Source organism: Bacillus sp. B-jedd, from assembly GCF_000821085.1.
Taxonomy (GTDB): Bacteria; Bacillota; Bacilli; order Bacillales; family Cytobacillaceae; genus Bacillus_D.
Genome location: NZ_CCXR01000001.1, coordinates 3,885,359 through 3,910,263, shown reverse-complemented (window position 1 = coordinate 3,910,263; position 24,905 = coordinate 3,885,359). Strand labels below are relative to the sequence as shown.

The following is a 24,905-nucleotide window of genomic DNA, read 5'->3' as shown; positions in this document are numbered from 1 at the left end:
CCTTTCCCTGCGACCTGTCGTCTATTAAGAGTGTGTAAAGAAAAAAGTATACAACTTGTTTGATTGTCTCTGATTCTGGCAATATAGCAAGAAGGCATATCTATTAGACTCCTTTTGTGCTATAATATGTTAGCTTGAAATGCCTATTATTTATCTTTAAAGGGGCATTATAACCATAAGGAGGGTCCCTATGTTTTATTTGACCTTAATTATATGTTTTATATGCTCCGTTCTGATTACTCCGTTGATGATTAAATTGGCGTACAGGTTGGGAGCAATTGACAGGCCCAATCAAAGGAAAGTGCATGCAACCCTGATGCCGCGTCTTGGGGGCCTGGGTATCTATATAAGCTTTTTGCTGGGGATTTTCATCCTTGGCCCGGACAGCAAGTACCATTTAGCGATTATGATCGGAAGCTTGATTATAGTGGCAATTGGCATATTGGATGATATTTTTCAACTTTCGGCAAAAGTAAAATTTGTCGCTCAAATTGCAGCTGCGTTAATCGTTGTTTTTTATGGCGGAATTGATGTCGATTTCATCAACCTTCCATTCGGCGGACAGCTTGATTTTGGAATGTTGAATGTCCCTATCACTATTTTATGGATCGTTGGCGTTACAAATTCAATTAATTTACTGGATGGCCTTGACGGCTTGGCTGCTGGGGTTTCATCAATCGCTCTTATTTCGATATCGAGCATGGCTATCATTATGGGGGATACGTATGTTATGGCAATTGGATTTATCATCCTGGCATGTACGCTGGGTTTCTTGCCGTTTAACTTCCATCCCGCTAAGATATTCCTTGGTGATACAGGAGCATTGTTCCTTGGCTACATGATTGCTGTATTGTCGCTGCTAGGATTTAAAAACGTTACATTTATCTCCTTTATTATCCCGGTCATCATTTTGGGCGTACCGCTTTCGGACACGATTTTTGCTATCGTAAGACGCCTTGTTAAAAAAGCGCCGCTGGCAGCTCCGGATAAGTCACATGTACACCATTGTTTGTTGAATCTTGGTTTTACCCACAAACAAACTGTCATCCTTATTTACTCGGTCAGTGCGTTGTTCGGACTTGCGGGGTTCGTATTTTCGATGACAACCATGTGGGGGTCTCTATTGATTCTGACATTGATGTTACTGGCGATAGAATTGGTTGTGGAAAGTGTTGGATTAATAGATAAGAACTATAAGCCGCTGCTGAATATGATGAGAAGTATCAAATTTGCGAGAAACCGATAAAAAGACTGGTCTGCTTATCCAGTCTTTATTAATAAAAGACGGGCTAAATGAGAAATGAATCTCTTTTAGCCCGTTTTTTTATTATTCGGTGGTAGATTTTACGTCGGATGCTTTTAGTCCGAGATGTTCCTTTAATTCATTGGACATGTTAGCTAATGCATGTTCATCCAACTGATAGTAATAGACTCTTCCAATATAGGAATCCGCTCCTTCTAGGGTAAGGGATTCTATATCCAATCCTGTCAGAGCATAATCATAGAGTGATAGAATTTCACCAAACTTGAAGTTCGTGCTGATATTGTCGCCAAGTGCCTGCATCAGTTCTCCATACTTGGTGATTGATCCTGCGGAAATGGCTTTGTCAATGATAGCCTTTAAAACAAGCTGCTGCCGTTTACCGCGCTCTATATCATTATCGATTTTCCTTGTCCTTGCGAGTGCGAGCGCCTGCTCGCCATCAAGATGCTGTTTTCCTTCGTAAAGGGTAATTGCCCCGCCCCGGTCCTTGCTGTCCTGCTCGGTAAACGTAACAGGCACATCAACCGTGATGCCGCCTAATGCCTCGACGACATCGATAAAGGCATCGAAGTTCAACTTAACAAAGTAATCTACAGGAATATCAAATGTTTCTTCAACGGTTTCAATCGTTCCGTCCACCCCGCCAAATGCATGGGCGTGAGTTATCTTATCCTTTTTGCCCTCAACCGGGACATAGACATAGGAATCCCGGGGGATGCTGACCATTTTGACTGACTTGTCGTTTCGGTTAAAAGTAGCGAGAATCAAAGAGTCTGTCCGGGTAGCGGAGCCAAACTGTCTTTTGCCGCTGTCGTCCACGCCCATAATCAGGACAGATATGTTATCATGCTTCGGGCTGACCTTTTCCACCCGCTTGGCGGACTGATCGCCGCGCTTCAATTCCTGATTTGACGCTTCCATAATATTGGCCGCTTTTGCAAAAAGGAAGGCTCCATACGTAATGCCGCTAAGCAAAATTAACGTGAGGGGAAGAGTGATGAAAAAGAAAATACGTCTTTTTCGTTTTTTCTTCCTTATTGATTTATTAGTTATACGAGTTTGAGTATTCAATTTAGTATCTCCTAAAGTTGGATTTTAAGAAATTAATCATGCTACAACTTCCTATTATAATACTACAATTGAATTGACAGCAATAAGCTTTTATTACAATAAATGCAATCTTGTACCAATCTTGGTCACGATATACTGGTTTCAAGGTAAACCAATACACCTGATCGAGTCTGGCATTGTCCACTTGTCAGATTGACTATCGACGCAATGAACTCCTCTTGTTTCTCTTCCTCTACATACGTTTCAATCTCCACCTTATCAAGATAATGGATCTCCTTTATTTGATAAGGCGAGGAGCGGAGTTCATTTTCGACTTTTCCAAGCAGGGTGTAGTCAATTGTCGTGTGAATAACCCGCATCAGTCTCCGTTCGACGATCCCTATTTCTGTGAGGGCCTCCGAGGTGGCTTTTCCGTAAGCTCGGATAAGGCCGCCGGCACCGAGCTTGATGCCGCCAAAGTATCTTGTCACAACGACAACCGTATCCTTTAACTTTTTCTTTTTCAAAACCTCGAGCATCGGAACTCCCGCTGTTCCGCTCGGTTCCCCGTCATCATTAGCTTTCTGGATGTGGTCGTTTTCGCCGATGAGATAGGCGGAGCAGTTGTGGGTTGCATTCCAGTGCTGCTTTTTAATATCCGCAATAAATGCCTGAGCTTCTTCTTCAGTCTCGGCCCGCGCCACATGGGCAATGAAACGTGACCTTTCGATATTTATCTCATGCGATCCAGTTTGTTTCACAGTATGGTAAACAGCCAGCATAACCTGACTCCTTTCCTGTAAAAAGGTTGAAATAAAGTTCCTAAGATTAGCAAGCAAGGCAGTTGATTGGAGCGGAAGGCACGTAGACTCCGGCGGGATGCAGCGGCAAGTGGAGACCCCACAGGCGCTCGCGCCGAGGAGGCTCCACTGGCGCCCCGCGGAAAGCGAAGTGGCGGGAGCGGAAATCAACAGCAAGTAATGTTTGTATAGAAATTTCCAATTCAACCTATTTAGCTATATAACTACCCAAATTTAAATATTTCCCAACCTGTAAATAGGCCCTTTTAGCCAAAAATTAGAGTTTATTACAACATTGAGAAAAGTTGTCATGATATAATTATGACTGCCTACATAGTAGAAACAAAAAACTTAAGGCATTTTGATTCCCGCTTAGTCATAAAAACCTACTCATTCCATGTTTAGCATCTCTTTCTATAGGCTAAAGGATTTAGATAGAGAAAGCAATCGTGAATCGTTTTGCCGGTTTTTGGTGAAATTCGGCAATTCTGCCATTTAGGGTATAGTCTCGTTGACCCTTTCACGATAAACTAGGGATAAAAGGATTTGCCGTTTCTGGCCGATCCGTAACGGAGTTTAGGCGAGGCGGAGAAAGCGATGAAAATTAAGGATTTTGACACGAAAACACTCGACACCATCCTGAACAGGATGATCGAATCGGTCGAGCGTAGCAAGAAGGAAATTTATACGATTGGGGAACAGTCCCGATTGGATTATGAAAGGCTGAAGTCCGAACTGGCGGAAGTGGAAGATCTTACTGCCAGGATTATTTGCGAAGGCGAAAGGCTCGAAAATCGGGTTCGCACCGCAAGGGACGAGCTTTCTGAAATCAGCATACACTTTAAGAATTATGAAGAAGAAAAGGTGCACTCCGCCTACGAGCGCGCACATGAGCTGCAGATGGAACTGACCCTGAACAGGCAGCTCGAAAGGCAGCTGGTAGAGCGGAAAAAAGATTTGATGCGCAGGATGCGCGGTATCCGCGATACGATTGAAAGGGCGGACCATTTAGTTTCCCAAATTTCAGTCGTGATGAATTATTTAATGAGTGATTTAAGAGAAATGGGTGAAATCCTCGAGGATGCGAAGCTGAAACAGGAATTTGGCATCAAGATTATCGAAGCGCAGGAAGAGGAGCGCAAGAGACTGTCGCGGGAAATCCATGACGGGCCCGCCCAAATGCTCGCCAATGTCATGATGCGTTCCGATTTAATCGAACGTGTGTATCGTGAAGAGGGGCAGGAGGCAGCTTTTGCAGAAATAAGAAGCTTTAAACAAATGGTACGGACGTCTTTATATGAAGTGCGCCGAATCATATATGACTTGCGCCCGATGGCACTTGACGACCTTGGCCTTATTCCAACATTGAAAAAATACTTGCAGACGATTGAGGATTATTACAAAACTGTCAAGATTACGTTCCAACCTTTGAAAGAGGAAACGAGGCTTCCGGCCAATTATGAAGTGGCCCTTTTCCGGCTTGTCCAGGAGTCTGTCCAAAATGCGCTGAAGCATGCGGAGGCAAAAGAAATTCAGGTACAGCTGGAAATCACCGAAACGTCGGTGACAGCGATTGTGAAGGACGATGGGAAGGGCTTCGATCAGAAGAAGCGGAAGTACAATTCGTTCGGCATTATGGGGATGAAGGAAAGAGTCGATCTTTTGGGAGGCCGGTTTGCGATTTCGTCCAAACCGGGTCAAGGGGCGGCGGTCATCATCCAGATCCCTGTTCCGCCAGAAAAATAAAGCGGCAGGCAACAGTGAAGGAGGAGGCGATTGTGATGAAGACAAAAATAGTGATTGTTGATGACCATCAGCTGTTCCGCGAAGGCGTGAAAAGGATTCTTGAATTTGAGAAGTCCTTTGAAGTCGTGGCGGAGGGCGATGACGGGACGGCTGTATTGGATTTAATTAGTGAGTATGATCCGGACGTTATCATTATGGATATAAATATGCCAACCTTGAACGGTGTCGAAGCTACGGCGATGGCGATGGAAAAATATCCTGATGCGAAAATCATCATTCTGTCGATTCACGATGATGAAAATTACGTCATGCATGCGCTTCAAACTGGAGCGCGAGGGTATATGCTGAAGGAAATGGATGCGGATGCGCTTATTGAAGCGGTTAAGGTCGTCGAGGCCGGCGGATCGTATCTCCACCCGAAAGTGACCCATAACCTTGTTAATGAATATCGCCGCCTGGTTGGGGCGGGCGAAGAAAGCGCTGCAGCCGCCCTGCAGAGCCCTGAAGTCCGTCGTCCATTCCATTTGCTGACGCGCAGGGAATGCGAGGTCCTTCAGATGCTGGCTGATGGCAAAAGTAACCGCGGCATCGGGGAAGCCCTTTATATCAGTGAAAAGACGGTTAAAAACCATGTGAGCAACATTTTGCAGAAAATGAACGTAAACGACCGCACCCAGGCAGTCGTTGTGGCGATTAAGAACGGCTGGGTAGAGGTACGGTAGGGTTGAGCGGCTTCTAATGAACCCTTACTTGGTATTCGTTAGGTAAAATTGAAGACCATGACTGCGCTTGAACTGAATCTAAATGATTCGGCGTTGGTTTACATGAAGAAACACGGGTGAGCGCCTGTGTTTCTTTTTTTATGGGTTGTGTGCTAGCAGTGTGCTAGCTTTATCCGTGGATTTTTACTTTTATCCGTAATTCGGTATATGCGTAAACTTTTAATTTTACCCGGAATCACGGTATACGTTACTCAATCCAATTTACTCTTAATTCTCTGCGGCCAGCATTTAAATTAACAAATTGAACAAGCCATCCCGTCAGCGGGTAGGCTTCCCATCCAATAAAACCCAAACTCCATTTACCCCTGGTACTTTAGTCTCTATTAATAAACTGAAATCCCCGGGTACAACCGCTCATTTTTCGTAATCTTTTTTTGCCGAAATAAAAAGAACGGTGTACGGGAAGGGTATAAATACCTAAAAACGTTCGTATATTATCGGGAAAATTGACTTTTTTCAGAAAAAATAAGCGGAAACACACGGATTCTCCCGTTTTGTAAGTGTTTACAAGTTATTCTTTTGCTAGGTAAAATAGTAGCGGTGCCTAGCACCTAATCGATTAATAGGGGAGTGCGCAATTTGAAGGGGTCTTTTAATAGGATCGGAAAAACGGTCACTGCGGCCGCACTTGCATTATCCGTATTTTCATCGCCTCTGTCATGGGGACACGCGAATGCGGCAAAGCCGGATGACGCCGGCAAGTTTAAAGTAGATTTAAGGATTTTGGGCACGACGGATATTCATACTCATCTGTACAACTACGATTATTATAAAGACGCTCCAACAGACGAATTTGGTTTTGCAAAAACAGCTACCTTGATTAAGAAGGCTAAAGCTGAATCGAAAAACTCGCTGCTATTTGATAATGGCGACCTGATCCAGGGCAATCCGCTTGGCGATTACAAAGCGAAGGTCGATGTGCTTGAGGATGGCGAAGTTCACCCGGTATTCGAGGCGCTCGGGCTGCTGGGTTATGATGCGGCGACTGTCGGGAACCACGAGTTCAACTATGGGCTCGATTATCTTGATGAGGTGCTTGATGACGCGCCAATGCCGTATGTGAATGCGAATGTCTTCAAGGACGATGGCGATAAAGATCCATCCAATGATGTGAATTACTTCAAGCCTTACCAGATTCTCAATAAGAAAGTAACTGACCGGACCGGCAAAACCCAAGTGATCAAGGTCGGTGTCATCGGCGCAGTTGCTCCGCAAATCACGCTTTGGGACAAGGCTAATCTTGAAGGGAAAGTCATTACAAAGGATATTGTGAAATCGGTTGAAGCCAATATCCCTAAAATGAAAGCGGATGGCGCTGACCTGATCATCGTCCTTGCCCACTCCGGCATGGGGGATGCGGCTTATCAGGAGATGGAGGAAGATGCGGCTTACGACCTGACGAAGGTGGAAGGCGTCGATGCGATTCTGTCCGGCCATAACCACAAACTTTTCCCTGGCGATTTCAAGGACCTGCCAGGTGTTGACTCGGCAAAAGGAACCGTGAACGGCGTTCCGTTCGTCATGCCTGGCAACTGGGGCAATAACCTCGGTGTCATGGACCTAGTCGTAGAGAAAATAAAAGGCAAGTGGACAGTGGTTGATTCCAAAAACACTTTAAGGCCGATTTACGACACAGTTACGAAAAAGAGTCTTGTTGACGCTGATCCGGCTGTCCTCAAAGCTGTAAAAGAAGCCCACGAAGGCACGGTGAATTATGTTCGCCAGCCAGTCGGCAATACAACTGCTGACATTCACAGCTACTTCGCGCTCGTCCAGGATGACCCGTCAATCCAAATCGTTACGAACGCGCAAAAGTGGTATGTTGAAAAGCAGCTTGCTGGAACTAGGGAAGAAGGCCTGCCAGTCCTGTCTGCGGGTGCTCCGTTCAAAGCGGGCGGACGAAATGGCGCGAGCTACTACACGTACATTCCAGCCGGAACAATCGCCATTAAGAACGTGGCCGACTTGTACCTGTACCCGAACACAGTCGCAACCGTGAAGGTTACCGGTGCGGATGTAAAGGAATGGCTTGAAATGTCCGCCGGGCAGTTCAACCGAATCGATGTGAACAAAGCCGGCGAGCAGACGCTTGTGAATAACGATTTCCCAACCTATAACTATGATGTCATTGACGGCGTCAGCTATGAGATTGATGTAACTGAGCCTGCAAAATATGACCTAAAAGGCAATTTGTTAAACGCCTCCGCAAACCGAATCAAAAATCTGGAGTACAACGGCCAGCCAATCGATCCGAAACAGGAATTCATCGTTGCGACAAACAACTACCGTGCAAGCGGCACTTTCCCTGGAGTCCGCAATAACACTGGCGTGACGATGTACCCCGACGAAAACCGCCAGGCGATCATTGATTACATTTTGGCAACCGGAACCATCAATCCTTCCGCTGACCAAAACTGGCAGTTTGCTGCTGTTGAAAAGGATGTAAATGTATCGTTTGAATCTACGCCAGATGCGCGCAAGGTCCTCAGCGACAACAGCCCGATTTCCTATATCGGCGATGCGGCGAATAATTTTGCAAAATATGGCCTGAAATTGCCTGTCGCTGTTCCTGTACAGCTGTTGGGCATCAATGACTTTCATGGCCAGCTCGATACCTTCAGTGCGTCAAAGAACGCGGGCGGTGCAGAGTATCTGGCGGCCCACCTGAAAGCGCGTGAAGCAACAAACCCTGACAATACTATTATGCTGCACGCTGGTGATGTGGTTGGCGCGAGCGCCCCTGTCTCTGCTTTGCTGCAGGATGAGCCGACAATCGAAATCCTCAATGAAATCGGCTTTGATATCGGGACACTCGGCAACCATGAATTCGATGAAGGCGTCGCAGAAATGCTTCGCCTCATCAACGGCGGAAGCCATCCGAAAACCGTCGAGAAATATGGCGTCTTTGAAGGAGCGGCTTTCCCGTATGTTTCAGCTAACGTCATTGATGCAAAAACAAAGCAGCCAATTCTCGAACCTTATAAAATTTTGGAAAGAGGCGGCGTGAAAATCGGCTTTATCGGTGTGACGCTTTCCGATACGCCATCCATCGTCACCGCGAGCGGTGTCGCAGGAGTGGAATTTACGGATGAAGCGGAAGCAATCAATAAATACACCGCGGAACTGAAGGCGCAGGGCATTGAAGCGATTGTCGTCATTGCTCATAATCCAATTCTCTCCGCCGTTGACGGCTCCAATCCGACTGAAGAACTTGTTGGTATTGCCAACTCCATTGATGACGAAGTGGATGTCATCTTCGGCGGCCACAACCACCAATACGCCAACACGGTTGTGGACGGAAAATTGATTGTCCAGTCCTGGTCTTCAGGAACGGCTTTCTCGGATGTCGACCTGCTTGTAGATCCAAGGAATGGTGAAATCGTCAGCAAAAAAGCGGCTATCGTTGATGCGGTCAGGACCATCACTCCTGATGCCAGCATTAAAGCAATCGTCGACAAGTATGCCGCCGATGTCGCGCCAATCCTGAATGTAGTAATTGGTACAACTCCGGCTGCTATTTCGCGCACGGAAAATGCGGATGGCGAGTCCCCGATGGGTAACCTGATTGCCGATTCCATGCGTGCCCATACCGGTACTGATTTCGCCTTCATGAACGCGGGCGGCGTGCGAGCGGACATTGACGCAGGCGACATTACCTGGAAGGAAGCATTCACAGTCCAGCCATTCGGCAACGACCTTGTGACCATGACCCTGACCGGGGCGCAAATCAAGACATTGTTTGAACAGCAGTGGGGCTCTAAAGCTAGAATTCTCAAAATCTCAGGTTTGAAGGTAACCTACAACGACTCCCTTGCAAAAGGCAGCCGGATTGTTTCGTTAACGAAAACGGACGGCACGCCAATCGTTGCCGACCAGGTATACACCGTGACGGTCAACAACTTCATGGCCGACGGCGGCGATGAATATTACGTCCTTAGAGAAGGAAAGAATCGTGAAGTCCACGTAACCGACCTTGACGCCCTTGTAGAATACATCAAGGCAAAAGGAACAGTCGCCCCGGCAGTCGAAGGCCGGATTGTGAAGTTGAATAAGTAAATCTATTAGTCTACATGCGTTATTTTGCAAAAGATATATTGGATCGCCTTTTGCAAGTAAATAAAGAACCGCATCCTCCAATGGGTGCGGTTTTTCTGTTCGGATGGTGCATCCCGGCTGGTTTTTCGATACAATAGGAGAAGATGACTGGATAAGGATGGTAAATAATATGAAAACGGCCGTTGTAACGGATAGTACCGCTTATATACCCCGCGAGCTGCGGGAAAAATTGAATATACATATGATTCCCCTAAATGTGATATTTGGCGAAGAGGCGTACCAGGAAGAAGTGGAAATCACCGCCAGTGAGTTTTATGAAGAAGTAAAAACAAAGGATCTGCCAACAACCTCACAGCCGCCGATCGGACAGTACGTGGAGCTGTATGAGAAACTGGCAAAGGATTTTGACGAGATAGTCAGCATCCACTTATCGAGCGGCATCAGCGGCACATTCCAGGGTGCCGTAACAGCAGGGACGATGGTTGAGGGTGTGAAACTGTTTCCGTTCGATTCGGAAATCAGCTGCATGGTCCAGGGCTTTTACGTCCTAGAAGCCGCTGAAATGGCCTTGAATGGAGAAGGTGGGGAGGCAATTAACCGACGGCTGGAGGAAATGAAGCAGTCCGTCCGGGCTTACTTCATGGTCGATGACCTCGCCCATCTTCAACGAGGCGGCCGCCTGTCAAGCGCGCAGGCGTTGATTGGCGGACTGCTCCAGGTTAAGCCACTCCTGCACTTCGTGGACAAGAAAATAGTTCCTTTTGAAAAAATCCGCACCCGTAAGCGCGCGATGAACCGGATCGTCGAACTGCTAAGTGAAGCCGCCTCAACTGGCGGTGACTACCGGGCGGTCATCATCCATGCCAATCGCGAAGCAGAGGCGATTGAATGGAAACAGGAGCTCGAAGCAGAACTTCCAAACGTTGAGTTCATGATCAGCTACTTCGGCCCCGTCATCGGCACCCACCTCGGTGAAGGCGCGATGGGGTTGGGATGGTATAAGAAGTAACTTAGGTTTGTTATAGATGTTAAGTGCGGCGACGCGTGGCGTGGGATGGCATGACATGACTTGGCGAACTATTAACATGTTTGTAAACTTATAAAACTGTATGCAGGCCATCCCGCGGGCGGGATGGCTTTTTCAATTGGGGTTGTTTTTAGTTATGTCGATGGTTAATTCCGGGTAAAATTCAAAAAGTCCGGGGAAACGGAAAAAATTCCGGCAAACCTGGAAAAAATTCCGGGTATGGACACAAAGTTTCCGGATAAATAGAAAAATTTACGGGAAAAGTAGACCTGTTCATTTTGTCCTCCTCATGAAGATGACCCGGGTGACTTTTGCCTAAAAGAATATTTGTGAAATAGTGAACATTCTGTTAAACCTCCACGAAACCCACCAAAAGGACTCCAAAAAGTGGGAGAATGGAGTGGAGAGACAAAACGTTATTTATCTCGTACAACCAGTCCCCGCATAAGTTGATTCCAATCAAAAGGTGAGGGTGATGAAAATGGTTTATGATTTGGTCCTGATCCATCCGCCGACGGTGTATGATTTCCGGAAGGAGATGCTGTTTACCGGTCCGATCAGTGATGTGGTGCCGTCGTCGCCGGTTTTTGAGATGTATCCGATTGGGCTGACGAGCATTGGTGATTACCTGGAACGGTTTGGGCTGAAGGTGAAAATCATCAATATTGCCAACCGGATGCTGCTGAACTCGGATTTCGATGTCGAAAAGAAATTGCGCGGCATCAAGGCGAAGGCGTTCGGAATTGATCTCCACTGGTTGCCGCATGCCCATGGCAGCATTGAAATTGCCAAGATTTTAAAGCTTCTGCATCCTGATGTGCCCGTCCTGTTCGGTGGGTTGTCGTCCACTTATTTTCACAAAGAGCTTCTCGAGTATCCGTGCGTTGATTTCGTGGTCAGGGGCGATACGACTGAAAAGCTAATCCTCATGCTCCTGAATGCGCTCGCTGCCGGCACCAAGGATTTTTCCAACATTCCGAACCTCAGCTGGAGACGGGGCGAAACACCCTTCCACAACCCGCACACCTATGTTCCCAATGACCTCGATGAATTCGACTTTCCTGGCTACCGCTACATTATCCGCTCCGTATTCAAGTATTTCAATCTGCTCGACCCGCTGCCGTATAAAGGCTGGTTCCAGTACCCGAACACCGCACTGCTCACCTCGAAAGGCTGCACGTATAATTGCCTCATTTGCGGCGGTTCAAGGGACGCTTATTTGCAAAATTGCAGCCGGAAGAGGATTGCGATGCGCTCGCCGCATAAGATGCTCGAAGATATTGCCTTCATCCAACGCTTCAGCCGTGCGCCGATTTTCCTTTTGAACGACATTCGCCAGGGCGGAAAAGAGTATGTAAATGAGTTTTTCGATGGCCTGGCAAAAATGGAGTTAAAGAACGAATTGGTTTTCGAGCTGTTCCAGTACGTGGATGAGGAGTTTTTCGAGCGGCTCCACAAGGCAGTTCCTAAATATAGTATTGAGATTACTTTGGAATCGTCGGATGAAGAGATTCGCCGCTTTAATGGAAAGTTCAATTGTTCTAATCTGAAAGTAATCGAGACTTTGCAGTACGCGCTGAAGCATGGCTGCGCGAAAATTGATCTGTTCTTCATGACCGGTATTCCGAAGCAAAGCTATAAGAGCGCGATTGATAATGTTGATTTCTGCGAAACGCTCCACAACGAATGTGGCAATGATCCGCGGCTTTCGTATTTTATCGCTCCGCTCGCGCCATTTTTGGATCCAGGAAGCCCGGCATTTGAGAATCCGGACGTGTTTGGTTACAAGAAGTTTTGCCATACGCTTGAGGACTTCCGCCAGGCGATGCTTTCTCCTTCGTGGAAATACATGCTCAGCTATGAAACCGATTCGATGACCCGCGATGAAATCGTCCGCGCGACGTATGATTCAGCTTTGCTGCTCAACCGCTTCAAGTTGAAATACGGGCTGATTGGCCAGGCCGCCTACGACGAAATAGAATACAAGATTACAAAATCCATTGAGTTTATGGAACGGATTGACCGGCTGCTGGAACTTTCACCAGAAGACCGGAAAGCGGGCCTTTCCATCATCAGGCGCGAAGTCGACGAAGTGAACCGCCACAGCATCTGCGGCAAAAACGAACTGAAATGGGAAGTTAAAAAACGCTACGCCCATTTTTTCTCGCTCGGCTGGATCGGCCTCGAATTGCTAGGTTCCGAGATTGCAAAAGATATCAAATGCCGACTTGGAAAGATTGATAGGGAGAGTGTTACTTTGTAGGGGAGTATGTGGTGTGGTGAAGGGAATCCAGTCGTCATTGTGTTGAAGTTTATTTAGGTTGGGTGCCTGATGGGTGAATTAGCCTTCGTAATTATAGGGATAAGTTTATGAAGAACCGGTTTTCCTTTCAGGTTGGGTGCTTGATGGGCAAGCTATTCTTCGTATTAATAGTGTTAAAGTTTATGAAAAGCCGGTTTTATTGGATGAGAGGCCATCCCGCGGGCGGGATGGCTTGTATACTATATTGGGTTATAGAGGAAAAAGTAAGGATAAATAAAAAAATATAAGGATAAACGAAATTAACTAAGGATAAAACCGAAAAATATAAGGATAAAACAAAAAATCTAAGGATAAAGATAGCAGTTTGCTAGCATCCCATCACTTCTGAGCAATATCACCTCCCCAGCCGCTCTACATAATTCATATTTTTGTAAAAAAGCAATTAAATTTACAGAGGTATAGATGATAAAATGAAAGCGATGAAATTTTCTGAACAACAATCGAAGGAGGCATGTTTTTTTGCTAATGAAAGAACGAAAAACTCCAATTAGGCTTCTTAAAGGAGAGGCGCTTCTCAGAAATATTTCTCCCAAAAGTCCTGCCAAAGAAGAAATTCAAAGCGATATTGCCCGTCAGAGATCAGGCTACTGGGGAGAAAAGCAACTGGATTATCAACTCACACTCCTGCCGGATGATGAGTATGTCATCCTCAACGACCTGCGGCTTCCATTTAAAACTACCTTTTTCCAGATCGATTGCCTCGTCCTGACGAGAAGAGTTCTCTATGTCATCGAATCGAAGACAATAAAAGGAATCTTATTCTTTGATAGTAAATTTGATCAATTGATCCGTACCCAGGGCGAGGACGAAGAAGCGTTCGAGGATCCGATTGCCCAGGCAAAGAACCATATTATCCAATTAAAAGCCCTCCTAGCTCCTCATTTCCCGGAAGTTCCCTTCGATTATCTCGCATCCATCGGCAGCCCGAAAACCCTCCTGAAATCCGACTCTTCCAACATTCCCCGAGTTTGCCACTCCTATAATACTGTTCATAAACTTACCAAACTTGAAAAACATTATCGGAAAGATATTCTGACAATGGATCAGGTCATGGATATTGCCCGACTGCTTCTTCAGTTGCATACTCCGTGGAATGGTAATATCCTCACCAATTATAGCCTCACATATAAGGATTACGTTCTAGGGATTTTCTGTCCTATTTGTAATAGAAAATTGGCTTATAGGCAGGGGAAATGGGAATGCAATTCATGTAATACGACAAACAAAGACGCCTACATCCGGAAAATATTTGATTATTTTCTTCTTCGGGAGCAGCAAATCTCGAACGCGGCATTCCGCGTACTAACAGGCCTTCCGAACGGAAATGCATCCTATCAATTTTTGCAAAAATTGAACTTGCCTTCAAAAGGAACCGGCAAAGGGAAGATATATCTCGCACCTTGCCCAATGGAAGATTACGAGCAATTTATAAAAGATTTAATCGATAAAAAGAAGAAGGTGACCAAGGGATGAGATTTAAACTTTCCGATGCAGGCCTCGTCCCCTTCCAAGCCCTCCCACCAAACCCATATCCGCCCGGAACAAAGCGTATCTCCCAACTTGAAACCATCCCTCATTGGCCCCTCAACTCAGACTTTCAACCAAATCCCGAACTGCAATCGATGCTTGCCGGCAAACATTTGCTTCTCGAAGACCTGCCTTTGTCGATGAAGGAAATCCACCTGCACTATCAAAACGGCTGCATCACCTACAACAAAGGAATCGAGGCGGAAGGCAATAAAGCGGTATGCAAGCGTTGCGGCAACCGGAATCCGCAATTGTTTGGCAGTTTCCAATGCGCTCGTTGCGGCGAGCCATGCAAGTATTGCCGGAAGTGCATTATGATGGGGCGGGTGAGCGAATGCGCGCCGCTCATCGGCTGGTCAGGGCAGTCGCCTGTTTACGAAATTCCCGAGAGAGTCCTTGAATGGGAGGGGACACTTTCTGAAGGACAACAGAATGCATCCAGTCTCGCGGTTGAAGCAGTCCGGCAAAATACGAGCCTCTTGGTTTGGGCGGTTTGCGGAGCAGGGAAGACAGAGGTGCTGTTCAAGGCGATTGAAACAGCGATCGCATCCGGGAAGCGGGTTTGCCTGGCTACGCCACGGACCGATGTGGTCCTCGAGCTCACTCCCCGCATGAAGGCCGCGTTTCCAGGAGTGAAAATCGCCTCGCTGTATGGAGGAAGCGAGGACCGCCATACTTTTGGCCAGCTAGTCATTGCGACAACCCATCAGCTGCTCCGGTTTTGCCAGGCATTTGACACAATGATTCTTGATGAAGTGGACGCTTTCCCGTACACAATGGACGAATCGCTCCAGCATGCCGCCGAGCGCGCGAGGAAGTCGGTTTCATCTATTATTTACCTCACCGCGACGCCAAGCCGGAAATGGCAGAACGAATGCCGGGCAGGCAAGCGGGCGTTTGTAACGATTCCGGCCAGGTTCCATCGGCATGCACTCCCTGTTCCCGAGTTTCGCTGGTGCGGCAATTGGCGGAAACGGCTGGCAAAAAATCAGCTGCCTCAAGAATGCCTGCGTTGGATCGACGAACGCATTTCTGCGCGTAAGCAGGCGCTCGTCTTTTTCCCTCACATCGAATCAATGCTGGCGGCCCTGCCGCTTTTGCATAAAATCGATCCTGCCATCCAATCCGTCCATGCGGAAGATCCCGAGCGGAAGGAAAAAGTCATGCGGATGCGCAACGGCGAGATGCCCATCTTACTCACCACCACGATCCTCGAGCGCGGCGTCACCCTCGCCAACATCGATGTTGCCATCCTCGGCGCCGAGGACCGGACCTTCACCGAAAGCGCCCTTGTTCAGATTGCCGGGCGCGCGGGCCGGAGCGCCAAACATCCGACTGGCACCGTCACTTTCTTTCACTATGGCAAAACGATAGCCATGGAGCGGGCGCAGAAGCAAATTCAAACGATGAACAAAGAAGGAAGAGCAAGGGGATTGCTGGATGGATGAGGTTTTTGCATTGCTGTCGATTTATAGCAAATGGCGAGTTTATGAAGAGCCAGACAGGAACGGGAAGACTAGTTTGTTTTACAGAGCAGGTACTAGAAGCACGGCATTAATATTTGGAGGTGACCGGCTGGAAACGGGAAGAATCATAATTTTGCAAGAGAATTAATGAATCTATTGACGTAGGAGGAGATGAGATGCTTTTTGAATCCCAGCTTTGCCTGCTGTGCGGCGGTGAAGCGGAGGAGGAAGAATCATGGGCGAATCTGTTTTCACAGGCAAAGGATTATGTCTGCTGCCAGGTTTGTATTGGGCGGCTTGACCCCCTTTGCGGGGAGGTTTGTAATATTTGCGGGCGCCCATTCACCGACCATGAACAGAAGTTCCGGGTTGGCGATCATTGCGGGGACTGCCATCACTGGGAGCAGGACGAGGTTTGGGGTGGGCTCATTTCAAGGAATGTATCGCTCTATTCATACAATGAATTTTTGAAAGAGGTTATTGCCCGCTTTAAATATCGGGGCGACTATGTGCTGGCAAAAGCGTTCGGGGATGAGGTGCGCGCTGCCATCAGGAAGCTGAAGCCCGACATCATCGTCCCGATTCCGCTTAGTCCTGAGCGTCTTTATGAACGGGGATTTAACCAGGCGGAGGCGCTCCTTGATCATGCAGGCTTGAAAGGGAGTGCGCTGCTAAGCCGCGTTCATGGGGAAAAGCAGTCGAAGAAATCGAGGAGCGAACGTATCCATGTCACGCAGGTATTCAGCCTTGACGATGCAAGCGGGCTGGAGGGTAAGCGGATTTTGCTCTTTGACGATATTTATACAACAGGCTCCACCCTCAGGCATGCTGCGAAACTGCTGAAAGTAGCCGGTGCCGTTGAAATTCTTTCGTTTACGCTCGCGCGGGGATGATGGAGTTAATCGCAAACTTATTTATGTAAAGTCACCCGTGCAATCTCCGCAGGATTAGGTACTGTGACTTGGCGGTGCTAGCAGGTTGCTATCTATATCCTTGGATTTTTGATTTTATCCTTATATTTTTGGATATATCCTTACTTTTTCTGATTTATCCTTATTTCACCAAAGCCGATGCTGCCGCCAAAAAAAGTTCTTGCCGCCAGCAGACGGCTGCCATCGATATATTAACTGCATACACAGCAGGCAATCCAAACCGCAAATCATTTTACTTCCTTGATGATTTCGCCTAGAATGAAGGCAAACCAATAGGGAAAACTATTGGATGGAGAGACGTATAAAAAACAGGCCACTGGTGCAAAGAAACAAAGATTTATTTAGGCATGCCATATACTTTTGAAAGGAAAAGCAGTTGCCACTATTCTCCCAGTGCCATTGTCAAAAATTCGACAAATTTTTTGTACTGTTTTAGCAGGAGTTTCATAGGGTAAAAGAGAAGTTATCTACATAGTCTTATCAAAAGGAGGAGTTTCACATATGAATTACAACATTCGTGGTGAAAACATTGAAGTAACTCCAGCAATTCGTGAGTATGTGGAAAAGAAGATTTCCAAATTGGAAAGGTACTTTACCGAAACCCCAGAATCCAATGTAAACGTCAATCTAAAAGTGTTTCAGGATAAGACATCAAAGGTGGAAGTGACGATTCCAATGCCGCACCTCGTGCTTCGCGCCGAGGAAAGCCACGAGGATATGTACGCCGCCATCGACCTGATTACTGATAAATTGGAACGTCAAATCCGCAAGCACAAAACAAAAGTAAACCGTAAATTCCGTGAAAAAGGCGAATTTGCGGCAATGTTTGCGACTCTGAGCCAATCCGAAACGAACGAATTTGATGACGAGGAACTCGAAGTGGTCCGTACCAAACGCTTTGAATTGAAGCCAATGGATAGCGAGGAAGCGATCCTCCAGATGAACATGCTCGGCCACAACTTCTACGTCTTTACAAACGCTGAAACTAACCAAACTAATGTCGTCTACAAGCGCCACGATGGCCGCTATGGACTCATCGAAGCCCATTAATGATAAAAAGAAAATCCGGTTCCCGATTATGGGTGCCGGATTTTTTTATGCAATCTGGGCTCCAGTCATTGGAGCCGGATTTTTTACGCTCTAATCCATTTGAATCCCTTCCGTTGAATCTCGGAAAGCGTATTGAAATGGCCGAGCATATCCCGGGTAAGGTTTTGATAGACATTATGCATCGTCCGGTAAATTTCTTTATTCTCCTGAAAGGGCGTCTGGCGTAGCTGGATGTTGATCATTTGTTTCACTTCCTCAAGCGAGCCGATGTGCCCAAGTGCATGCAGGGCCATCACGGCGGCGCCGAACCCGGAGCTTTCGTGGCTTTCGGGAACCTCAACGGTTTTGCCAAAAATATCAGCAAGAATTTGCCGCCAAACCTCTGACCGGGCGAAGCCTCCTGAAACATGGAGCTCCTTCCCCGGACCGGCGATTTCCTCGAGGATGACTCCCACACTATAGACGGCGTAAATGACACCCTCAAGCACAGCGCGGATGAAATGCTCGCGGCGGTGGGTGAGAGAAATCCCGAAAAACGCACCCCTTGTATTGGCGTTCCAAAGCGGCGCCCGCTCGCCTGAAAGGTAGGGGAGGAAAAGGAGGCCGCCAGCCCCCGCAGGCACCCTCGAAGCTTCTTCAATCATCAAATCAAACGTGGGTTCAGCCGCGGAACTATCCTCCTGCAGGCAAAATTGGTCCTTGAACCATCTGAGCGCGATTCCACCGTTATTGACCGGCCCGCCGATGACCCACTTCCGGTCAGCAAGATAATAGCAAAACGTCCGGCCGAGCGGGTCAAGGGTCGGTCCCGATACAACTGTCCGAATGGCGCCGCTTGTTCCAATCGTGACCGAGTATTCCCCTTCGCTAATCGCCCCGGCGCCAAGATTGGCAAGGACACCGTCGCTTGCGCCGGCGACAACTGGCAAATCAGCAGGGATGCCCATCGCGGTGGCAGCGTCCCCGTCCATGTTACGGTTAATGGCGGTAGTGGGTACTGGTTTGGAAAACTTATCTCGATGTAAACCAAGCAGTTCGAGAACTTGCTCATCCCAGTCAAGGTACCGCAAATTGAAAAGGCCGGTTGCCGATGCGATGGAATAATCGACGAAGTATTCCCCGAACCATTTCCATGTGATATATTCTTTTATTGAAATCCATTTATGTGTTTTTGAAAAAAGCTCGGGTTGTTCGTTTTTCATCCAAAGCAGCTTGGACAAAGGGGACATCGGATGGATCGGCGTTCCCGTCTTTAAATAAATTTCAGTGCCAAGCGGCTGCGCTTTAAGTTCCTCTGCGTATTTCCAGCTGCGGTTGTCAGCCCAGATGATGCTGTTGGTCAGCGGTTTACCGTTCTCGTCAACGGCCATGATACTATGCATGGCCGAAGAAATGCCGATCCCCAGCAGCTCCCCTGCATCGATTTTTGCCGAAATGATCGCGGATCGGACAGATTCAAGGACAGCCGAATATATGGCATCGGGATCCTGCTCTGCCCAGTCCGGCTGCGGATGTATAATAGGGTATCCGACTGCCGCCGAGGCAATAAAGCGGCCTGTTTTTGCAAAAATGGATGCTTTCGTGCTTGTTGTTCCTATATCAAGTCCAATGACGTACATCGGTAAACCTCCCCGCTTCACCGTGATAGGGGCTATTTTTTGCCCAAACCGTTGATTGTCTAAAAGTATAACAGAATGAGCCGCACGAGCAGTAAATTTGCGCACCCAATGACTTGAAATGAGTTTTTGATCCGCGTCCCTCGTTTAGGAAAGGATTTTCCTTTTCAATCACGAAATTAAGGGTAAGGGATATACAACTACATATAAAAGGGGAACGATAAACATGACATTTTCCATTGTCGGATTTGATCCTGTCGAAAAAGAGTGGGGAATCGCGGTTGAATCGAAGTTTCTCGGAGTCGGCGCAGTTGTACCATGGGCAAAAGCTGGAGTGGGAGCCGTGGCGACGCAGTCTTATGCCAATACAACCTATGGCCCGAAAGCGCTTGAACTAATGGCAGCCGGAAAAACGGCAGAGGAAACGCTCAAAATCATCCTTGAAGAGGATAGGGAACGGGAAATGCGCCAGGTCGGCCTGATTGATGCCCAAGGAAACGCAGCCACCTTCACCGGTTCACAGTGCTATAGCTGGGCAGGCGGTTTGACTGGTCCTTATTTTGCCGCCCAGGGGAATATTCTCGTCGATGAGAACACTGTCAAGGCGATGGCAGAGACCTTTACAGCTGCCAAAGGAAAACTCGCGGAACGCCTGTTGGCCGCGCTTGATGCGGGACAGGAAGCGGGTGGGGATTCGCGCGGACAGCAATCTGCGGCCATTTATGTTGTTAAGGAACGCGGAGGCTACGGAAACTTCAATGACCGCTATATTGATCTGCGGGTCGATGATCATCCACAGCCTATCAAGGAACTGATTCGTATCTACGAGCTTCAGCAGCTTTATTTCGCGCCGTCAAAGCAGGAAAGGGTTGTGCCGGTAGCAGGCAAAGTGGAGACGGAACTCGTCGAGCATCTCGGTCGCCTCGGCTATTTCAAGGCCAATTTTGCAGGAAAGGAAGAGACCTTAAAGGCCCTCACAGCCTACCTGCACACCGAAAACTTTGAAATGCGCGAGCAGGAGAAAGGATTCGTCGACCTCGATGTCCTCGATTACATGAAGACCCAGCAGCCTAGGAATGAAGCAAGATAGAAACACCTGACATGTGAAGTCACAACAAGTGCCAACAGCAGAAACGAGATGAGTATTAAGATGAAACAAAAAGATATATTCCTGGCCTTTTTTCGGGTCGGCATGCTTGGGTACGGTGGGGGTCCTTCAGCGATTCCCCTCGTCCAAAAAGAAGTCGTTTCACGATACAAATGGATGGACAGCGAAGAATTCGGCGATATCCTCGCGCTTGCAAACGCGCTTCCGGGGCCGATTGCGACAAAGCTCGCCGGCTATATCGGCTACAGGGTCGGCGGGTTGACCGGGATGCTGAACGCGATCGCCGCTTCGGTGCTACCGACAATTTTCCTGATGATTCTGCTCCTCACCAGCCTGAATGCATTCAAGGACAAACCATGGGTGCGTGGAGCTGCTAGCGCGGTCGTACCGGTAGTTGCGGTCATGCTTCTGACAATGACGTGGGAGTTCTTTAGAAAATCCATGGATTCGAGTCTCGGAAAAGTCTGGACGATCATCATTCTAATCGGCAGCTTTATCCTTCTTGAAGCGCTCGGAGTCCATCCGGCCATTATCATTTTCGCACTCCTCCTTGGGGCCCTTTTGAAAAAGGATCGAAAGGAGGGAGGCACTGCATGATTTACTTACAGATTTTCTGGGCCTTTTTCCTCCCCGGCATCCTTGGCTACGGCGGCGGGCCTTCATCGATTCCGCTCATTCAGGCCGAAGTCGTCGACCATTACGGCTGGATGACGAACAGCGAGTTTTCCGAAGTCCTCGCCATGGGAAACGCGCTACCCGGCCCGATCGCAACGAAAATGGCTGGCTACATTGGCTATGAAATCGCCGGAACATTAGGCGCGGCAGTCGGCGTTTTCGCAAGCGTCGCTCCGTCACTCGCACTCATGATAGGGCTGGTCGGCCTTATCATGAGACATAGGGAATCGCCAAAGGTTAAAAGGATGACCGCCATCGTCCGGCCCGTCATCGCCGCCCTTCTCGGTGTCATGGCCTTCGAATTTTTCACGGAGTCATACCAGGGAGCCGGCCTATTGCACACGGTCATTCTCGCTGCCGCAAGCCTCCTCCTTATGGAAAAAATGAACGTCCATCCGGCTTACGTCATCGGAGGCAGCCTTATATACGGAGCGATATTCCTCGGATAACAAAAACCGAAAGGGTGGCCTTTCGGTTTTTTGGAGTGAGATTTGGGAGGAGATTGCAGTTAGGGAAGAGGTTACCGGTGTCGGTTTTTTTGGAGGGCAGGTGGGGGATGGGAGAGCATGTTGGGCATGGGCATCTGACCAAAAAACATGTTCAATTGATCCGTGCGGTAACGCACTGTTTTGGTTTATACTATATGTAACCAAACTGTATGCTAGGGGGCAATAACCATGAAATTGCCAATTAGAAAAGAAATTTCCCTTAAGGAATTTTTTTCTTTACGTGAAAAAAGTACACAAGTTATGGAATATATTGATGGAACAGTTTTTATGTCACCATCGCCGTCAAGCATCAAAGAATATCGGGGAAGCTTTATGTCCAATTAGCCGGAGTGCTAGAAGGAAGTGAATGCGAAGTATTTGCTGCTCCGACTGATATTGAACTTAACAATGAAGATAGAAATGAAACACATATTGTCATTCCTGATCTTTCAGTCATTTGCGATAAAAACGGGTTCACCGAAACAAAGTATGTTGGTGTTCCGAATCTGATAATTGAAATCATCAGCCCTTCTAACCAGTCCCACGACCTTGTCTATAAATTGAACCTATATGAGAAATTCGGTGTGAATGAGTATTGGATCGTCAACCCGATCATTAACCACATTCAGGTCTTCTTATTGGAAGAGGGGAAGTACATCCAGAAGGATGCTGCTAAAGATACGGGAACGGTAAAATCGAGTCGTTTTAAGAAGTTTAAGGTCGATGCTGGGAGGCTTTTCTCCTTAATAGCAAATCTTTGGGATTCATTCTATCATGATTGCTGGCGTGAAAAAGGGAATTCCGACAATCTTCCACAAATATTTCCCGGGAAACATAAAATTAAAGCTTGGCAATGTCTAATTACTGTAAGGAAAAAAGCGAATCTAGCGAAGGGTGGTTATTCAACCTTCACTCGATTCGCTTGTTTATTTTGTAGGTACTTTTCCTGGTTTAGGTGCGTGTGCTGCTTCTAGCATTGCTTCTTCCAGTGGCTTTCCTTGAGTAGCATGACAGGTTGCACAAGCTACATTTTCATTAGATTTATTATGTCCATTGTTATTTGGATTTAAAGGCAAACCTTGTTCATCAAATATTGGATTACCTATTTTTCCGTATATCTCTGTTTTTCCATTATGACACTTAATACAAAATGCTCTTTCATCTTTTGGGGTCCACGTTTTGCCTGAAGAAGTAAATGTATTTGAATCTTCAACAATGCTGTTTCCTAGCTGAGAACGTAACATTTTAATATTTCTAGAACCATGTGTCTCATGGCATTCAGCGCAGGGAAAAGGTCCAGATAGCTTACTGCCATCTTCCTGTAGTGTTCCGGTTGGAATAGTAAAGTTGTGTTTCGAATCTTGCATATTATAATACTGCTCAATATCGGTAGAAACTTTATTGGCCTCTACTCTTTCCCTGTTGTGGCAACGGAGACATAGAGCATAATCTGTCAATTTGCCTTCTGAAGTTAAGCCTTTTCGATAGGAAAGTACGCTTGCAAGCAAATCAGCCTTACCGTCATTATCGGTATCGTAAATTTTTCCATCTTCATGACAATTGATGCAAGGATTATCCAAACTATTTACTTTTTTAGGCCCTACTTTAGTGGTTGCCTTATGCTCATAGACAAGATTGCTTTTAAGTAAATTTGGATTTTCATTTGTCCTTTCAGCATGCGGGTTATGGCAACTGGTACAAGAATCAGTGTGTTTAAGTGAATTCGTAGCAGTTTTATCTCTGTTGACTGGATTATTATGCTGATAGCTGCTTTGGATTTTATCAATTACTGGGGCATTCATCGTTCCATCATGGCATGCCATACAGTAGTTTTGGGATCCGTCTCTTTCTAACTCTTTTGAAAAGGTGCTTTGGTAAGAAACCCCTGTTGTAGAAAGGCTCGACGTAGTATGAGTACTATGGCAGGCGGCACACATATTTGTGTTTGCTGTGTAATGGCCATGTGGTATGTCTTTTTTTTCATATTCACTTTTTGTAGTGAATTTAAAAAACTTTGCGAATACTTTATTTCCGCTATCATCAGTTAGATTAGGATCCAAATAAGCCAGGTAGGTGGTATTAAATAGCAGGGTAGATGGCTCTAATTTGATTTCCATGACATATTTTCCGTCTATCTGGCTATAAGATGTAACGGTGGTAGTTCCTGTTTTATTAACAGGCTGTTCTAATTCACTCGTTGGATTTTGTAAAAGAATAATAGGAATGAATGGTTTTTCCGTTGCTTCAATTTTACCCTTTATTATTTCCATTGAATTGTTGGAAAAAATTTTGAATTTAATGGCTGTCTTTATGTCTATCCCTGTCTGGTCTTCGACATTTCCGGATGTTAACTCTTTATCTGGTTCCTTTCCGGGTAAAGAGGGGACCAATAAACTGGTTTTTGCTATATAAGGCCTTTTAATATCTAATGTAACATTTATCGTTTTTTGATCGAGTAGAGCATTATTATTTGAATCAATGCCTTTAATTTCAACCGTAAAGGTGTATATGCCATTTGATAAGTTTGGAGTAAACCGCCATTTTTTTTCGTTTAGATTAATATCCCATTCACCCAGTAACTTTATTCCGGGAAAAGGAATATCCTTATTCGTAGAGTTGTATGCCGTAAATGAAAGTTGGTTTATATCAGTAGTTCCATTCGTAAAACTTCCGCTAAGAGTGAAAGGAGTAGTAACAACTGAGCCCTCGGTCGGTTCAGCAAACGTTATGGATGGATTTAGCTCGGTCTGAGGTAAGTTTTCCTGCACTATGGATAAATCATTTTCAGCAGCATTGTTTTCTGGAAAAGGATTCTCCGCAGGGAAGGTAGTAGGATCTTCAAGAGCTGAAAATGCCTTCAACGTAGGAAACCATAGCTCGAAATTAAGAGATAAAATGAAGGCTGACAAAAGAAGTATGCAATTTTTAGTGATTTTCTTGTTGTTTTTCATCGCTCTTCAACTCTTTTTCACTTAAGATTTATTTGGAATTTATA

At 46.6% G+C, this 24,905-nt stretch carries 20 protein-coding genes; 16 read left to right on the top strand and 4 right to left on the bottom strand.

Annotation, left to right across the window (positions count from 1 at the left end):
- Positions 1-190 precede the first annotated feature (190 nt).
- A complete protein-coding gene (locus BN1002_RS19220) occupies positions 191-1,246 on the top strand; it encodes a glycosyltransferase family 4 protein (protein WP_048827130.1) in 1,056 nt (351 codons plus the stop codon).
- Between the two features lie 81 nt (positions 1,247-1,327).
- Here the strand turns inward: BN1002_RS19220 and BN1002_RS19215 are convergent, their stop codons facing one another.
- Together BN1002_RS19215 and BN1002_RS19210 are read right to left on the bottom strand one after the other, a co-directional pair.
- Positions 1,328-2,335, bottom strand: coding sequence for an LCP family protein (locus tag BN1002_RS19215; protein ID WP_148362826.1), 1,008 nt, complete (start codon positions 2,333-2,335; stop codon positions 1,328-1,330).
- Between the two features lie 125 nt (positions 2,336-2,460).
- Positions 2,461-3,096, bottom strand: coding sequence for a YigZ family protein (locus BN1002_RS19210; RefSeq protein WP_048827129.1), 636 nt, complete (start codon positions 3,094-3,096; stop codon positions 2,461-2,463).
- Positions 3,097-3,711: 615 nt separating this feature from the next.
- Between BN1002_RS19210 and BN1002_RS19205 the strand changes: the two genes are divergently transcribed.
- The 10 genes from BN1002_RS19205 (at position 3,712) to hpf (ending at position 18,023) form a co-directional block, all read left to right on the top strand.
- Positions 3,712-4,860, top strand: a complete 1,149-nt coding sequence (locus tag BN1002_RS19205; RefSeq protein ID WP_048827127.1) for a sensor histidine kinase — start codon at positions 3,712-3,714, stop codon at positions 4,858-4,860.
- A 32-nt stretch (positions 4,861-4,892) separates the two neighbouring features.
- Complete coding sequence (locus BN1002_RS19200) at positions 4,893-5,582, top strand: response regulator (RefSeq protein ID WP_197072823.1); 690 nt, start codon at positions 4,893-4,895, stop codon at positions 5,580-5,582.
- 639 nt (positions 5,583-6,221) lie between these two features.
- Positions 6,222-9,698 carry a bifunctional 2',3'-cyclic-nucleotide 2'-phosphodiesterase/3'-nucleotidase gene (locus BN1002_RS19195; protein WP_048827125.1) on the top strand — a complete coding sequence of 1,159 codons (3,477 nt, stop codon included), beginning with the start codon at positions 6,222-6,224 and terminating at the stop codon, positions 9,696-9,698.
- A 169-nt stretch (positions 9,699-9,867) separates the two neighbouring features.
- Positions 9,868-10,707 carry a DegV family protein gene (locus BN1002_RS19190; protein WP_048827124.1) on the top strand — a complete coding sequence of 280 codons (840 nt, stop codon included), beginning with the start codon at positions 9,868-9,870 and terminating at the stop codon, positions 10,705-10,707.
- A gap of 499 nt (positions 10,708-11,206) precedes the next feature.
- On the top strand, positions 11,207-12,988 hold the full coding sequence (locus BN1002_RS19185) for a TIGR04190 family B12-binding domain/radical SAM domain protein (protein ID WP_048828069.1): 1,782 nt from the start codon (positions 11,207-11,209) through the stop codon (positions 12,986-12,988).
- 525 nt (positions 12,989-13,513) lie between these two features.
- A complete protein-coding gene (locus BN1002_RS19175; RefSeq protein WP_231575122.1) occupies positions 13,514-14,521 on the top strand; it encodes a nuclease-related domain-containing protein in 1,008 nt (335 codons plus the stop codon).
- Positions 14,518-16,023, top strand: coding sequence for an ATP-dependent helicase ComFA (locus BN1002_RS19170; protein ID WP_082036311.1), 1,506 nt, complete (start codon positions 14,518-14,520; stop codon positions 16,021-16,023). The genes BN1002_RS19175 and BN1002_RS19170 overlap by 4 nt, the downstream gene beginning before the upstream one ends.
- On the top strand, positions 16,016-16,189 hold the full coding sequence (locus BN1002_RS23890) for a hypothetical protein (protein ID WP_156129731.1): 174 nt from the start codon (positions 16,016-16,018) through the stop codon (positions 16,187-16,189). The genes BN1002_RS19170 and BN1002_RS23890 overlap by 8 nt, the downstream gene beginning before the upstream one ends.
- Positions 16,190-16,217: 28 nt before the next feature.
- Positions 16,218-16,934 (top strand): ComF family protein, encoded by a 717-nt coding sequence (locus BN1002_RS19165; protein ID WP_048827121.1) that lies wholly within the window; start codon positions 16,218-16,220, stop codon positions 16,932-16,934.
- Between the two features lie 540 nt (positions 16,935-17,474).
- Positions 17,475-18,023 (top strand): ribosome hibernation-promoting factor, HPF/YfiA family, encoded by a 549-nt coding sequence (gene hpf, locus BN1002_RS19155; protein WP_048827119.1) that lies wholly within the window; start codon positions 17,475-17,477, stop codon positions 18,021-18,023.
- 83 nt (positions 18,024-18,106) lie between these two features.
- Here hpf and BN1002_RS19150 read toward each other — a convergent pair whose 3' ends face one another.
- Positions 18,107-19,642, bottom strand: a complete 1,536-nt coding sequence (locus BN1002_RS19150) for a gluconokinase (RefSeq protein ID WP_048827118.1) — start codon at positions 19,640-19,642, stop codon at positions 18,107-18,109.
- 223 nt (positions 19,643-19,865) lie between these two features.
- Here BN1002_RS19150 and BN1002_RS19145 point away from each other — a divergent pair, with 223 nt between their 5' ends.
- The 5 genes from BN1002_RS19145 to BN1002_RS24420 all read left to right on the top strand — a co-directional run bounded on the left by BN1002_RS19145 (position 19,866) and on the right by BN1002_RS24420 (position 22,884).
- A complete protein-coding gene (locus tag BN1002_RS19145) occupies positions 19,866-20,729 on the top strand; it encodes a DUF1028 domain-containing protein (protein ID WP_048827117.1) in 864 nt (287 codons plus the stop codon).
- A 60-nt stretch (positions 20,730-20,789) separates the two neighbouring features.
- Complete coding sequence (locus tag BN1002_RS19140; protein WP_048828067.1) at positions 20,790-21,344, top strand: chromate transporter; 555 nt, start codon at positions 20,790-20,792, stop codon at positions 21,342-21,344.
- Positions 21,341-21,871 carry a chromate transporter gene (locus BN1002_RS19135; protein WP_048827116.1) on the top strand — a complete coding sequence of 177 codons (531 nt, stop codon included), beginning with the start codon at positions 21,341-21,343 and terminating at the stop codon, positions 21,869-21,871. Before BN1002_RS19140 ends, BN1002_RS19135 begins: the two co-directional genes overlap by 4 nt.
- Positions 21,872-22,099: 228 nt before the next feature.
- Complete coding sequence (locus BN1002_RS24425) at positions 22,100-22,255, top strand: hypothetical protein (RefSeq protein ID WP_331386402.1); 156 nt, start codon at positions 22,100-22,102, stop codon at positions 22,253-22,255.
- A 5-nt stretch (positions 22,256-22,260) separates the two neighbouring features.
- Entirely contained in the window at positions 22,261-22,884 is a 624-nt protein-coding gene (locus tag BN1002_RS24420) for a Uma2 family endonuclease (protein WP_331386401.1), read from the top strand.
- Here BN1002_RS24420 and BN1002_RS19125 read toward each other — a convergent pair.
- Positions 22,837-24,861, bottom strand: coding sequence for a cytochrome c3 family protein (locus BN1002_RS19125; protein WP_048827115.1), 2,025 nt, complete (start codon positions 24,859-24,861; stop codon positions 22,837-22,839). The two genes, BN1002_RS24420 and BN1002_RS19125, sit on opposite strands and share 48 nt — an antisense overlap.
- Positions 24,862-24,905 lie beyond the last annotated feature (44 nt).